Source organism: Paenibacillus barcinonensis (assembly GCF_003217495.1).
Taxonomy (GTDB): domain Bacteria; phylum Bacillota; class Bacilli; order Paenibacillales; family Paenibacillaceae; genus Paenibacillus; species Paenibacillus barcinonensis.
The window spans coordinates 251700-265951 of record NZ_QJSW01000008.1 but is presented as its reverse complement, the minus strand read 5'-3'; the positions used below and the strand labels follow the sequence as shown (position 1 = coordinate 265951).

At 49.0% G+C, this 14252-nt stretch carries 9 protein-coding genes and 1 pseudogene; 8 read left to right on the top strand and 2 right to left on the bottom strand.

Annotated elements, in window-relative coordinates:
• Window positions 1-511: 511 nt before the first annotated feature.
• Window positions 512-2248 (bottom strand): methyl-accepting chemotaxis protein, encoded by a 1737-nt coding sequence (locus tag DFQ00_RS15050; protein WP_110897315.1) that lies wholly within the window; start codon window positions 2246-2248, stop codon window positions 512-514.
• A gap of 447 nt (window positions 2249-2695) precedes the next feature.
• Here DFQ00_RS15050 and DFQ00_RS29845 point away from each other — a divergent pair.
• A pseudogene (locus DFQ00_RS29845) lies at window positions 2696-2797 on the top strand (LuxR C-terminal-related transcriptional regulator); the annotation flags it as partial.
• Window positions 2798-3112: 315 nt separating this feature from the next.
• Here DFQ00_RS29845 and DFQ00_RS15040 read toward each other — a convergent pair.
• A complete protein-coding gene (locus DFQ00_RS15040; protein WP_090917732.1) occupies window positions 3113-3313 on the bottom strand; it encodes a cold-shock protein in 201 nt (66 codons plus the stop codon).
• A gap of 459 nt (window positions 3314-3772) precedes the next feature.
• Here DFQ00_RS15040 and DFQ00_RS15035 point away from each other — a divergent pair, with 459 nt between their 5' ends.
• The 7 genes from DFQ00_RS15035 to DFQ00_RS15005 all read left to right on the top strand — a co-directional run bounded on the left by DFQ00_RS15035 (window position 3773) and on the right by DFQ00_RS15005 (window position 14134).
• A complete protein-coding gene (locus tag DFQ00_RS15035; RefSeq protein ID WP_110897285.1) occupies window positions 3773-5377 on the top strand; it encodes a response regulator in 1605 nt (534 codons plus the stop codon).
• Window positions 5374-7200: a cache domain-containing sensor histidine kinase gene (locus DFQ00_RS15030; RefSeq protein ID WP_110897284.1), complete on the top strand. Its 1827-nt coding sequence runs from the start codon at window positions 5374-5376 to the stop codon at window positions 7198-7200. The genes DFQ00_RS15035 and DFQ00_RS15030 overlap by 4 nt, the downstream gene beginning before the upstream one ends.
• The gene (locus DFQ00_RS15025) at window positions 7184-8368 is read left to right on the top strand and encodes a substrate-binding domain-containing protein (RefSeq protein WP_167433738.1); all 1185 of its coding nucleotides are present in this window, start codon (window positions 7184-7186) and stop codon (window positions 8366-8368) included. Before DFQ00_RS15030 ends, DFQ00_RS15025 begins: the two co-directional genes overlap by 17 nt.
• 191 nt (window positions 8369-8559) lie before the next feature.
• Window positions 8560-9633, top strand: a complete 1074-nt coding sequence (locus DFQ00_RS15020; RefSeq protein WP_110897314.1) for a galactose ABC transporter substrate-binding protein — start codon at window positions 8560-8562, stop codon at window positions 9631-9633.
• 75 nt (window positions 9634-9708) lie between these two features.
• Window positions 9709-11232 carry a sugar ABC transporter ATP-binding protein gene (locus tag DFQ00_RS15015; RefSeq protein WP_110897282.1) on the top strand — a complete coding sequence of 508 codons (1524 nt, stop codon included), beginning with the start codon at window positions 9709-9711 and terminating at the stop codon, window positions 11230-11232.
• A complete protein-coding gene (gene mglC / locus DFQ00_RS15010; protein WP_110897281.1) occupies window positions 11229-12248 on the top strand; it encodes a galactose/methyl galactoside ABC transporter permease MglC in 1020 nt (339 codons plus the stop codon). Before DFQ00_RS15015 ends, mglC begins: the two co-directional genes overlap by 4 nt.
• A 419-nt stretch (window positions 12249-12667) precedes the next feature.
• The gene (locus DFQ00_RS15005) at window positions 12668-14134 is read left to right on the top strand and encodes a sensor histidine kinase (RefSeq protein WP_110897313.1); all 1467 of its coding nucleotides are present in this window, start codon (window positions 12668-12670) and stop codon (window positions 14132-14134) included.
• The last annotated feature ends 118 nt before the right edge of the window (window positions 14135-14252 follow it).

Sequence of the window (14252 nt, the reverse complement as noted above, 5' to 3'; positions counted from 1 at the left end):
CGAAATTTTTTCTTTGGACACATCTAAACCGATGAATTTTGTGGTAGACTGCATAGTGATAGCTCTCCTTTGCTGTGTAGCTCTGAAATGGTGGTATTGACACTTTCCATTTTAACCTACGATGCTCAGCAATATGTGGGGGCTATCCTTGTTTACGTTCATCATAGCTAGATTTATAATGAGTCGAGATGGAGGTGAATAGCGTCTCCTGAGATCGTTAGAATGTAACTGGTTAAGGATCGACGAGACTGCCCACTTGAAAGGCACTTCACGTCCGTGGAGCTACGGCTCAGCACAAGTCAAAAAAAACCAAGGCTTGAGTGTCCGTCACTCAAGCCTTGGTTGTATTACGGTTATTGCATGTTCGTCGCATTAGCGTCAGTAATTACCCGCTCATTGGTAACGTACTCCGCACAGTTGCACCTTCACCTTCACCTGCAACTGCATATTCCCGTTTAAGCTGATCCGTGGGTGTTATGACCTGTCCAAAGACCCCTCATACTTTCTTCGCTTACACTTCCTTCACTTTAAAGAAGGAGATGAGCTCCTGCAGCTGCTCGGATACCTCTGCAAGCTCATCTGAGGCACTTACGATGGCAGCCATGGAGGTTTCCTGCTCAGCAATCGAGTTCTCGATATGCTTCGTGCTGCTCGCAGCCTTGCTGACACTTGCAGACAGCTCATCCGCAGTGGCGGACATTTCTTGGGTGCTCGCAGAGATTTCCTCGGTCGAGCTGGAGATGTCCTGAATCTGGTTCGCCACTTTGTTGGTGGCGGTTAGAATGTCCTCAAAGAATACACCGGTTTCCCGTGTAACGTTAAGTCCTTTTTTCACCTCTTCCGAACCACGCTCCATGGCTTCTGCGGATTGCCCAATGTCCCGCTGAATCTCATCAATCAACGCGCGAATCTGCGTTGCGGACTCTTGAGATTGCTCGGCCAATTTGCGGACTTCTCCAGCCACTACGGCGAAGCCGCGACCTTCTTCTCCAACCCGTGCAGCTTCAATCGAAGCGTTCAGCGCAAGCAGGTTGGTCTGACCAGCAATATCGGTGATGATTCCAACAATGCTGCTAATCTCATTGGAACGGTTTTCCAAGGATTGAATGGAGGCATATGTCTTCTGCACTGCACCCGAGATCAATCCCATCTGATCAATAACCTGCTGCATAATTTCATGCCCGCTGTTGGAGCGTTGTTCCATGCTTAGTGCCTCATCGGCTACTTCTGAAGAGCTTCCGGCGATGTTTTGCACTACGGTAGACATCTCGGTCATGGCACGTGCGCTTTCTACGGTCGCTTTATCCTGAGACACCAGACCTGTAGAGATTTCGCGAATGTTATGGCTGATGGATTGAATATTATCGTTGTTTTTCGCCGAAATTTCCAGCAATGCTCTGGATGAATTCGAGAGATGGCTGGACGTGTTTTTGACTTTGAAAAGAGTGATGTTGAAACGTTCGATCATCGCATTGAACTTCTCATTGATCACACCAAGATCATCACGCCCGGTTCGAATCGTGACGTTCAGGTTACCCGTGCTCACTTCCTCAATCCCTTTCATGAGATCATGAATTGGACGCAGTGTTCTTTTTAGCAAAATAAATTGCAACACCATGAAGAGGATCAGGAAGCCAATCAGGTACATCATTCCGTAGGTGATTAGTTTGCTGAGCCCTTTGGGTACGGCGCTTGCGTCTACATCAAAATACAGAGCGGCGTAGATGGAGCCGTCAGCGTTTTTGATCGGATACATCAATGTGGTCCACGTACCGAAATCATCCGTATAAAAATCACTGAACGCAGGCTCGCCAGTTGCATTCATATCAGCAAGACCTTGTGCAATTTGATGGGACAAGGGATATTTAATGCCTGGCAATAGTTTATCGTTCTCAAATGCTTCTAACAGATTAGTCGGGATGGCATAAATGGGCGCTCCATTATTCTCATCCAGCTGCGAACTGAAAATGTAAGCTTGCGCAATATTTGGATTAAAGGTGTGGATGGAATCTAGGTAGTCGCGTAGCTTGCTTTGATATGTATCAGAATAGCTTTTCTCGGATACGGCCTGTTCCACCTGACTGGTGTCCAGATCTTGAGACCATTTTAACGTTGTAATCTTGGCCTGATCGTTTAGCTGGCTGATTAATATTCCCTTTTGCAGCTGATACGCCGCAGTAATGAGAATAATTCCAATAAGGGCGATACTCCCGAAGGAAATCACCAGGTTCTTGACAAAGAATGGCATGGTACTCCAGCGAAGCTTTTTAAACAAGGTAGTTCACTCCTCCTGTAAAATTAAAAAGGACTTCACCTGGACATCGTATACGCTGCGCATGTTGTTACAATTAAAGTGAGGGACATCTTTAATCTCATAGAGCTTCTTTAATGAAACTAATGAAAAACGATTACAAATTCCAAACGATGATGATCTTACTATTCACGTATATGAAATCCAGGTAAGTTCTACTCTTCATTTATATCGTTATTTCGACATATTAATGTTAGATATCCTAAATAAAATAGGACCTTTGAACCATAACTATAGAATTACTTTTCGTTATTTTCGTCGGTTATTTCATATGTATGAGTGTTTGAGGGATATATCATTCCTTAGCATGCCGCATCCAAATTGTGCGTGAGGCTCTGCGTGAGGCTCAATGGTAGATGCACTAATGATTTGTCCTCTGCCCTAAGCACAGTAAAGAGTTATGTAGATCGTATTTTGCAGAAGCTTCAGGTGGAGGATCGCAGGCAGGCGGTTGTTTTTGCGATTCGTAATGGTTATGTCAAATAAGAATACAAATCAGGCCCTGTACCGTTCAAGCGGTGCAGGGCCTTTTGCTTAGTCGGATAGGCTGTTATAGTTTCGTGGTTAACGTTCGGCAGTGTGGTCTGTCTGTTCTAATGCATCTGCCGCATGCGAGTGAGCTTTGGTGTTATCGGTGCTCGTTTGCTGAGGTGAGTAGAAGTTAATGATATCGTCAACCGTGGAAAATACAACATGTTCATTAGAATTAAAGTGTTCTGTTGGAATATAAACCTCATTTCTGTGATTGTATAGCAATTAGCGGGAATAAATAAAGGGCTGCCGAAGCAGCCCCCGTATCAATTACAGTTTAGTAACGTTCTCCGCTTGTGGTCCACGGTTACCTTGAGTTACTTCAAACTCGACACGTTGTCCTTCGTCCAACGTTTTGTAACCATCACCTTGAATGGCGCTGAAGTGAACGAATACGTCAGTTCCTTCTTCAGTTTCGATGAAGCCAAATCCTTTGTCCGCGTTGAACCATTTTACTGTACCTGTTTGCATGTGATTCCTCCAAAAATAATAAGTTTTGTACGATCATCGGTATGAACGGCATAACCCTATGCCTTGTGTCTATACGGTGGTTAAACCGCCGACGTAATGTCCACTAATGTATCGACCTATATCATCATAACACACGTACCAATTTAAGTCAATTTTTGAATCATTTTTCTAGAAACAGCGCTCGGAGGGAACGTGTTATCTCTTGTGGGGCGCGTCTAAAGAGCCCGCAGAGGCATATCTAAATGCTTATTTAAGAAAGCGGTTACATGGATGAGTTTTTATTGTATATTATGTTGGAAACCTTGCTTGATGGAATGTCCGTACATTTTCTGCCCGAGGGGATATAGCCCAGTTTCCGAGAGAGGTAGTTCGATTCGGGAGAGGACATCAGTGCATTACCCACAGAGTGTCGGCATCGTACTCATGAATAGTAACGGCTAGATAAGAGGGGGAATAAGCATGTACCGTGTGCTTCTCGTAGACGATGAGCAGGATGAACGCGAAGGCTTGATAGTTGAAGTGGACTGGGAGGCCATGGATCTGCGCATCGTAGGATTGGCTGAGAATGGTCGTGAGGCACTGGAGATGGCAGAACGGGTGGAGCCGGATATCGTAATTACGGATATTAGCATGCCTTTTATGGATGGTCTGGAACTTGCACGAAGATTGAGAGAACGGAATCCGCTCGTGAAGGTGGTTATTTTGACGGGATATGATGAATTTGATTATGCTCGTCAGGCTGTCTCGCTCAGCGTGGATGAATATCTATTGAAGCCCTTCTCGGCCAAACACCTTACGGAGCTGCTCACCAGACTGTGCGCCCAGATGGCGGCTGAGATTGCAGAACGTGAAGATGTACAGCAGCTGCGCGAGCACTATCGCACAAGCCTGCCCTTATTACAGGCCGACCTGATTGCGACCCTGCTGCATCGTCAGAAGTCTGCGCAGTACTTTGTAAACCGTGCAAGCCAGTGCGGACTTGAGCTGGTGGGTGAGCGTTACGGTGTGTCTGTCTTGAGCCTGCATCCATCCGAGGATGCGGAGCTGAAGCTGTTTGCTGCCCTGAACATTGCCGCAGAGATCTGGGATGATCACAAGGCTGGATATGCCTTTATGCATCAGGAGACGGTGGTGCTGCTCTTCATAGATCGTCTCGGCGGGGCAGCAGGCGAGCACCTGCAGCAGCACGCACTGGAGAAGGTTGTACGCAGCATTCATCACTACTTGCGCGTACCGGCAACGATTGGGTCCAGCCGTCTTGCAGACACGTTGCCAGAAGTGAAGCACGCCTATGAAGACGCTTTGCTGGCGCTGGATTATCGGCTTGTCCCGGGAACAGACTCATTGATCTACATTGCGGATGTCGAGCGCCAGACGGAGGGTAAGCTGCGCTTTGATGAACTGAAGCAGCAGACGTTAACCCGCTGTCTGAAGGCGGGGACACAGACAGAGCTGGAGCAGGGGCTGCAGATCATTTTCCGGGAAATTACGGTAGAGCATGGGCGAAGTGATATCCAGCTGTATCTAATTGAAGTATTAACAACGGTCTGGAAAGCTGCACAGGCTTCAGGTGAAGAGATGGAGGATATATTCGGTGCGGGATTTCAGCTGTACACGGACCTCTTTCGACTGCCGGGGTTGTCCGAGGCGCAGCAGAAGGTGCGGGAGGTCTGCCTGCTTGTACAAGAACGCATTTCCAGCGGACGGCAGCATGTCTATAAGGATATTGTGGAGCAGGCGCTTGCCTTTACGAAGAAACATTATGCCGATCCTGAGCTGTCCATTCAGAAGGTATGCGCTCATTTGCATATCAGCTCCGGGTATTTTTGCAGCATTTTTAAAAAAGAGGTGCAGTTCACCTTCCTGCAATATTTGATGCAGATTCGTATGGATGAGGCACGCGAGCTGCTCCGATCGACCGAGCTGAAGTCGTTTCAGATTGCCGAGAGGGTGGGGTTTGCCGAACCGAATTATTTCAGCTTTTGTTTTAAAAAGCATGTCGGGGTCTCGCCTAAAGAATACCGCAGACAGGCGACAACAGCCTCTGGAGGCTCTCTTCAATGAACTGGAGAGCGTTCACGGACCATAGTCAAACGATCGCCCGCAAGCTTCGTATACATCTGCGATCCTCCAAGGTTAGCAGCATTCGTTCTATTATTACGTGGTCCTTCTCCATTTTCATTGTGCTGGTGCTCACGGTTATGGCTGTGCTGTTACATGACAAGTTTACACAGGCGGCGGAGCGCAGTGCGGAGCTCTCTACCAGACAGATTGTAGATCAGGTCAGTTATAACCTGGAGGATTACGTACGAAGCATGTCTCATCTGTATCGTGCCATCGAGGAGCATATGCTCAGGGACGGGACGTGGGAAGGGGATCAGGTGGATAAACAGCTGGATACCCTGCTCAGTAGCCGGGAGGATATTATCTCGATTACGCTGCTTGATGCGAACGGACAGCTTCTAAAGAACAGACCGGCGGCCGAGCTGAAGCGCAGCGCACATGTAACCCAGCAGGGCTGGTTCCAATCGGCTCTGCGTGTACCCAATCATCTGAGCTTCTCCTTGCCTCATATTCAGAATATGTACGCGGGTCCTTATCAATGGGTCGTATCAATGAGCAAAGGCATGACGGTGAAGCAGAACGGACAGGAGCGGCAGGTGATCCTGCTGGTCGATATCAATTTCAAGCAAATGGATGAGATCAGCAGCCGGGTCAGCCTGGGACAGCGGGGGTACGTCTACATTATTGATGAAAGTGCAGGCAATATCGTGTACCATCCACAGCAGCAGCTCATGTATATGGGGTTGAAAAAGGAAAATATCGAGCAAGCCCTGATAGCCACAGGCAGTTACGAGGATGAAGCAGAGGGTCAGAAGAGGCTGAATACCGTAAAGTCGGTAGCCAATATCGGCTGGAAGATTGTTGGTGTGGCTTATCTTGATGAGATCATGACGACCCGTCAGGAAGTGAACGGATATTTGATTCGTGTGCTGGTGGTGGTACTGGTGCTGGTGATTGTGGTGTCCCTCCTGCTCTCCTCCAGTCTGACCCGCCCGATTCGGCGGATGGAACGCAAGATGAAGGCGGTGGAGCGTGGAGATTTCAGCGTGGAGCTGCCAACAACGGGGCCGCTGGAAGTTGAGCGACTGTCGCGCAGATTCAATCTGATGGTGAACAAAATTCGCACGCTTATGGATGAGATCATCCATGAACAGGAGCAGAAACGTCGTCTGGAGCTGGAGGCGCTTCAGGCGCAGATTAATCCGCATTTTCTCTACAACACGCTGAATTCTGTGGTTCGCATGGTCGGCATGAGCCGCAATGACGAGGTCATCACGATGATCACGTCCTTGTCGCGATTATTCCGCATCAGTCTCAGTCAGGGCAAAACGATCATTACCGTCAGGGAAGAGCTGGAGCATGCACGCCACTACTTGACCATTCAGCAGATGCGATTCAAGCATAAGTTTACCTTCACCATTCGTGCAGATGAGCAGGTGCTGGATAGTTTGACATTGAAGCTGATCCTGCAACCGTTGATCGAAAATGCCATTGTGCATGGTATCGAATACCACATGGACGAGGGAAGCATTGAGATTGATGTGCAGCGCGATGAGCAGGATCTGGTTTTCCGCATTACGGATAACGGTGTAGGCATGTCGGAGGAACAGATGGTGGCCCTGCTCAGCGGACGTCCAGTTGTGAAAAGCGGCGCGGGCTCAGGGGTAGCTGTACGAAATGTACATGATCGCATCCGTCTCTATTATGGTGAGGGATATGGTCTGAAGTATGCCAGCGAGCTGGAGGAGGGCACAACGGTATGGATTCGGATACCGGTTCAGCAAGCAGAGAAGGAGGACGGGACAAATGAAGGGCAGCAGTAACTACCGTGTGCAACACATCAGACCGAACAAGAGAGCACTTCGTGATATGGCAAAAAAAAGCCAGGCAACTCTTCCGGCATGCCCGGAATTCAGGCCATTCAAAGCCTTATTACACGCAGCCGCAGCCTGCTGCCTGTTCATATGTGCAGCCTGCGGCATTGCGGAAGCGGATAAACCCGCATTACCGGCGCGAATCGCATTGATTACTCCTGCTGGCACAGGAGAACTTGCGGAGGCGATTCGCCTGGGGGCTGAAGCAGCCGCCAAAGAACGCGGCGCACAGCTGATTACTGTTGAAGCGTATCCGGTGGATGACACTTCGCATACCTCTTCCAACGCAGACTATGCCGTCGGTCTACCGTTTGCTAACAGGACAGACGCGGCTGGCCGGGGCCTGACCCGCAGCGAGCGTGAACAGGCACAGGTGCAGGCTGCTGCCCTGGCGTTGCAGCAGGGGGCGGCAGCCATACTCGTCGATCCGCTGAGCGAGCAGGCACTGGGCGATATCGTTCGGGAGGCAGAGCTCTCCAGCACAGATGGAGGAATCGTGCCGGTCATTGTGTTAAATGATGAGTTTCCTGTCAAGGGCATTACCAGCGTGATCTCGATGGATAATCTTGAAGCAGGGCGTCAGGCGGGGGAGGCTATGGCCGAATTGTTACAAGGACAAGGGCATGTAGCTTTAGTCGGGCCGGACCCGACGAGCGCCGGACTGGTCAATCGGGAACAGGGCATTCGGGAAGTGCTGATGTCTTATCCGGCGATTGAGGTGGCGCCCAAATCCGTCTGTAACAATAGAGAGGCGTGCTGGCAGGCCGTCAAGCAGCAGCTGGATCAGTCCGAGATAAAGGGAGTGATTGCTCTTCAGGAGCAGGCTTCTCTCGGTGCAGCCGATGAACTGAATCGTCGCAGGGCTGAAGGTCGGCGGGTCAGCATCGTTGGATTTGGAAGTGAGCAGCAGCAGCTGGAGCAGCTACAGGAGGATGTTTTTCAACGACTGATTGTACAGAACGGCTACAGTGCAGGATATCTGGGAATCAATCAGGCTTTTGCCAAGCTGCAGCATAAACAGGTTCAGGCCCGAGTGGTGCTCGAAACCAAGGTGGTTAGCACAGACAATATGTTCTGGATGGATAATCAGAAGCTGTTATTTCCTTTTGTGCAATAGAACTCATACATTCTGTCATCGGAGTGGCTTGTGTAAAAATTTTCAGTTCAATTCAGGTGCTTATATAGAACAGATGAATTGAGGAGGATTTCGATAAAACAGATGAAGATATTGTATTCGAATTAAATGTAAACCCTTTCATAATAGAGACATCGGTAAAGCCGAATGAACTTGGGGGAGGTCATCAGATGATGAAAAAAACGTGGATGACGCTGTTGCTGACGGTATGCATGGCAGTGGCGGCAGGATGTGGCAACGGGGGAAGTGATGCAGGTGGAAACGGCAGCAAAGGAACAGATAGCGGAACCAAGACAGAAGCCGGGGCCCAGACTGAAAATCCGAAGATCGGGGTTGCTATCTATAAATTTGATGATACGTTCATGACGGGTGTACGGAACGCGATGACTGCGGCAGCGGAGGGCGTGGCTACGCTTGATATCGTAGACAGCCAGAATGCACAGCCGACCCAGAATGAGAAGGTGGACCTGTTTGTATCCAAGAAATACAATGCGATGGCGGTAAACCCGGTAGACCGGACCGCAGCGGGAGTCATTATCGACAAGGCCAAAGCGGCCAATATTCCGGTGGTTTTCCTCAACCGTGAGCCTGTGGCGGAAGATATGAACAAGTGGGATAAGGTGTATTATGTCGGTGCCAAAGCAGAAGAGTCTGGTACGATCTCGGGTCAGCTGATTGTGGATTATTGGAAGGCTCATCCCGAGGCTGACAAAAACGGTGATGGCAAGCTGCAATATGTCATGCTGAAGGGTGAGCCAGGTCACCAGGATGCCGAGCTGCGTACTAAATATTCTGTTCAGGCGATTCAGGATGCAGGCATTGAGGTGGAGGCCCTTGCCGAGGATACAGCCATGTGGGATCGGGTGAAAGGGCAGGAGAAGATGCAGGCATTTCTCGCTTCCCATGGCGACAAAATTGAAGCCGTGCTGGCGAACAATGATGACATGGCACTTGGTGCGATTGAAGCCTTGAAGGCAGCAGGATACTTCAAGGATGGCAAAACCATGCCGGTCGTGGGTGTAGATGCTACAGCTCCGGCAATTCAGGCATTGCAGGATGGCACGATGCTTGGCACTGTGCTGAATGATGCGAAAAATCAAGGGGCGGCAACGGTAGCTCTGGCAGCAGTTCTGGCTAAGGGTGAGACGCCAACCAAGGAAAATACGAAATTTGATATTACGGACGGAAAGTATGTCTGGATTGCTTACAAAAAAATTACGAAGGACAACATTGCCGACGCCCAATAATAGCAGCAGAGAGGGACGTATGTCATTGGGGCAGCGTCCCTTTTTGACCGGTCAGATGAAAGGGGAGAATATGAAATGCAGTCACCTTATCTGCTGGAGATGAACGGAATTTCGAAGGCTTTTCCCGGGGTGCAGGCACTCAGTGAAGTGACGCTGAAGGTGAAGCCGGGAACCGTTCATGCGCTGATGGGCGAGAATGGAGCGGGCAAATCAACCCTGATGAAATGTTTGTTCGGGATGTACCGTGCCGATGCAGGCACGATTCATATCGAAGGAAAGCATGCAGACATTCCTAATTCCAAGGTTGCTCTGGAGAAAGGAATTTCCATGATTCATCAGGAGCTGAATCCGGTTCCGCACCGTCCTGTGATGGAGAACATATGGCTGGGACGTTTCCCCATGAAGGGGTTGCTGATTGATGAGAAGCGCATGTATGCCGATACTAAGACGCTGTTTCAGGACTTGAATCTGGATATTGAGCCGAAGGCATTGGCCGGGACATTGTCTGTATCCAAAATTCAATCTATGGAAATTGCCAAAGCGGTCTCGTTTCATTCCAAAGTCATTGTCATGGATGAACCAACCTCCTCGCTGACGGGCAAGGAAGTAGAGCAGCTGTTCACGATTATCAACAAGCTGCGTAGCCGCGGTGTGTCGATTATCTACATTTCACACAAGATGGAGGAAATTTTAACGATTTCGGATGAAGTAACCATCATGCGAGATGGATGTGTGGTGGGAACCTGGGATGCCGCTGATCTGACCACGGATCTCATCATTACGCGGATGGTTGGTCGTGATCTGAGTGAACGCTTCCCCGAACGGCTCAATGTACCCGGTGAAGTCATTCTTCAGGCCGAAGGACTGACATCGAATCAGCCCAATTCGTTTCGGGATGTATCGTTTAATTTGCGTAAAGGTGAAGTGTTAGGCATTGGCGGTCTGGTGGGAGCGCAGCGTACGGAGCTGATGGAGTCGCTGTTTGGCCTGCGCGGATTTGCTTCCGGCACAATATCCATTCATGGACGCAAGGTGAAAATTAATTCGCCCGCCGCAGCGAAACGTCATAATATAGCGCTCTTGACCGAGGAGCGGCGAGTGACCGGTATATTCCCGGTGTTGTCCGTCTATGAGAACACGATTATTGCCAGCCTGGGTCGGTATCAGAATCGTCTTGGCCTGCTGGATGAAAAAAAGGGACGTGAAGAGGCAAAAGAGCAGACGCAGAAGTTCAGAACCAAAACACCTTCGGTTAACACGCTGATTCGCAACCTTTCGGGCGGTAATCAGCAGAAGGTGCTGCTGGCTCGCTGGCTGTTAACTGAACCGGAAATTTTGCTGCTGGATGAGCCTACACGGGGAATTGACGTCGGAGCCAAGTTCGAAATTTATACGATTATTATTGAACTGGCCCGTCAAGGCAAAAGCATTATTATGATTAGCTCGGAAATGCCTGAACTGCTAGGCATGTCGGACCGCATCATGGTGATGAGCGAAGGTCGTCTTACAGGCATTGTGGACGGAGCCGAGGCCACCGAGCAGCATATTATGAGGCTGGCCGCCCAACAGCGGATGGCTGGTCAGGAGGAACACAGATGAATACAACTCTAGTTAATCAAGTGAAGCAGTATGTAGCTCAGCGTGCAATCTTTATTGTGCTGATCCTGCTCGTTATCGGAATCGCGATTGCCGATCCCAACTTTCTCGCTTTTTCCACCCTGCGGGACATTTTGCAACAATCCTCAACACGGGCCATTATTGCACTGGGGGCAGCCTTCATTCTCGTGACAGGAGGCGTCGATCTGTCAGCCGGGCGTGTTGTCGGTTTGACAGCTGTTGTGTCCGCATCCATGCTGCAGATTGACACCTATGCCAACAAATTTTTTCCTGATCTGCCGCAGCTGTGGGTAGGATTGCCCATCGTCATTGGCATTGTGGCAGGCCTGCTCGTCGGATTGGTCAATGGCATTATCGTAGCGAAGCTGCATGTCCCGCCTTTTATCGCTACACTGGGTACGATGGTTGCCGTGTACGGCTTGAACTCCATCTATTTTGATACCGAACCGAACCAGTCACAGCCGATTGGAGGACTTAGACCCGATTTTACAACGATAGGCTCGGGGTACATTGATCTGGGCGGAGGGTACTCCATCCCTTACATCGTGCTGATCGCGATTGGCGTTGCGCTGATCTGCTGGGTTGTTTTCAACAAAACCCGTCTGGGTAAAAATATGTATGCAATCGGTGGAAACATCCAGGCGGCCCACGTATCCGGCATTCATGTCGCTCGCAATCTGATTGCACTGTATGCAATTGCGGGTGCACTTTACGGGTTGGGCGGTGTGCTGGAAGCGGCTCGGACCGGTGGAGCCACGAACAATTATGGCAACATGTACGAACTGGATGCTATTGCCGCTTGTGTTGTTGGTGGTGTCTCGACAGCCGGAGGCATCGGAACGGTGCCGGGGGTTATGGCCGGAGTGCTGATCTTTGGCGTCATTAACTACGGCCTCACCTTTATCGGTGTCAGTCCATACTGGCAGCTGATCATCAAAGGGTTAATCATTGTCGCCGCTGTTGCATTCGACATTCGTAAGTATATGGCCAAGAAATAACAGGCCAGTCCTATAATCTCTCTTTATCTATAGCGAAAAGCAGCAAAGAAGCCAGCCCTCAAATTAGGAGAGCTGGCTTTTGGGCATGGGCCATGACATTTCGTGGTTATGAATACATATTGACTTCGAAATGCACAATCATACATTTTAATATATTACAATTACTTCATATGCCCTATTGTTTTAGAAAATTATACATCCTTACGAATTTTGTTAGCTTCCAATAATCGACAACATCAGCTAATCATAATAGATATAATATTTGTGGATATGTTGTTAGTGTGACTTTTGTCTAAGGGGGCGAGGCTATTTTGCTAAGTTACACAATGAAAATGGTAATATTCCCGCTAGGTTGTCTGCTTGTCATAGTATCCTCATATATACTGGGACAATCATCTCATCCGATCCTGATGCTGTTCATGGGTATATTGCTTGTTGCGAGTATCTGGGGGGAGCGGCGTTATCCGGCATTCCGAGTGATCCAATGGCTTATCCTCGGTGCTTTCCATTATTTCAGTCAATTGAATTGGTGTAACATGCTCTATTATATGCTTATTCTCTCTACGATTCAGAACAAACTAAAGGTCATAGAAACGTTGCCGATATCTATGCTGCTTATGCTTCAATACACCGTCATTCGATTGTTTTATGTTTCGGTGATGGATACGTACAGCTTGCTGGTGTCTGTATTTGATCTGATAACCTCTGTTGTCATTGTTGTGTTATACCATACGTCGATGAATAGTGAGGCGGAAAAGCGCAGGCTTCGGGAAAAAAATCAATTTCTTACTCTCCACGATCCTCTCACAGGGTTGCTGAACTATGAAGGATATATGGAGGTACTTCATAAGACGATGGAGGAAGAACGTTCTTTCCTGTTAGTGCTTCTGAATGTACATAATTTCAGCGGATACAAAAAAGCTTCAGGGGACCCTTGGTGCTCGGTCATCACGGGTACAGGAAGTATGATCACGAATCAGTTCCCGGAAGCCTACGGCATCTCTCGGTATGCAGGGGATCGCTTTGCCATAGTGCTTCCACAAATAGATCATATTGAAGAACGCCTATCCTCCTTGTTTAATGAGCTTCAGGGACTGGAAATCAGTTATAGCATTTCACTTTATCCCAGATTATCACAGACATTGCAGCAATTCATGACCGTTGCGGAGGACCAGCTGTTACAGCAGCAGCGCAGCCAATGGATTAAAAATGAGGAGGAGCTATTTCGCTCCGAAAGATTGCGGGCGGTAGGGGAGCTGGCCGCAGGCATGGCTCATGAGATTCGTAATCCACTTACTGCAATTCGGGGATTCCTGCAGCTGTCACGTGGACAAGCTTTTAATATTGCACCGTGGTATGAAGTTATTATGAGTGAGGTGACCAGAGTCACCGATCTGACGGGTGAATTTTTGCAATTTTCCAAGCCGCAAGTCAATCACATGAAGCCGGAGAAGCTGGCACAGTGCCTGGAGCGTGTAATGTCTTTGACCGAATCGGACGCCGCCTCAAGAGGGCATCGGATTACCCTTGATATGAAGGATGAGTCGGTGAGTGTGAACATGGACCGGGATAAGATTGTACAGGTTCTGATCAACCTGATTCGTAATGCGTTTGAAGCAATGCCGGACCCTGGCGAGGTACGTATGGATATGCTGAAGGAAGGGGATAGGGTACTCATCTCGGTATCGGATACAGGCAGCGGAATTCCTGAAAGCTCACTTTCTTCTATTTTTAATCCGTTCTTTACCACCAAAGAGGAGGGGACAGGTCTGGGACTTGCGCTTTGTCAAAAAATAGTTCAGGATCATAACGGTAAAATTACCGTACAGAGTGAGCCTGGTACAGGATCAACGTTCACGTTGTGCCTGCCTGTTGAATCGAATTAAACGCGGGAGAAATGTGGACGCCCTCGGGCTATACAAGAGAGAAACGGTAAACGCGGTATAGTAAATAGCAGGGCCAGCGCACAAAGGAGGGATTGCAGCTTGCTGGGTTCGTTATTGA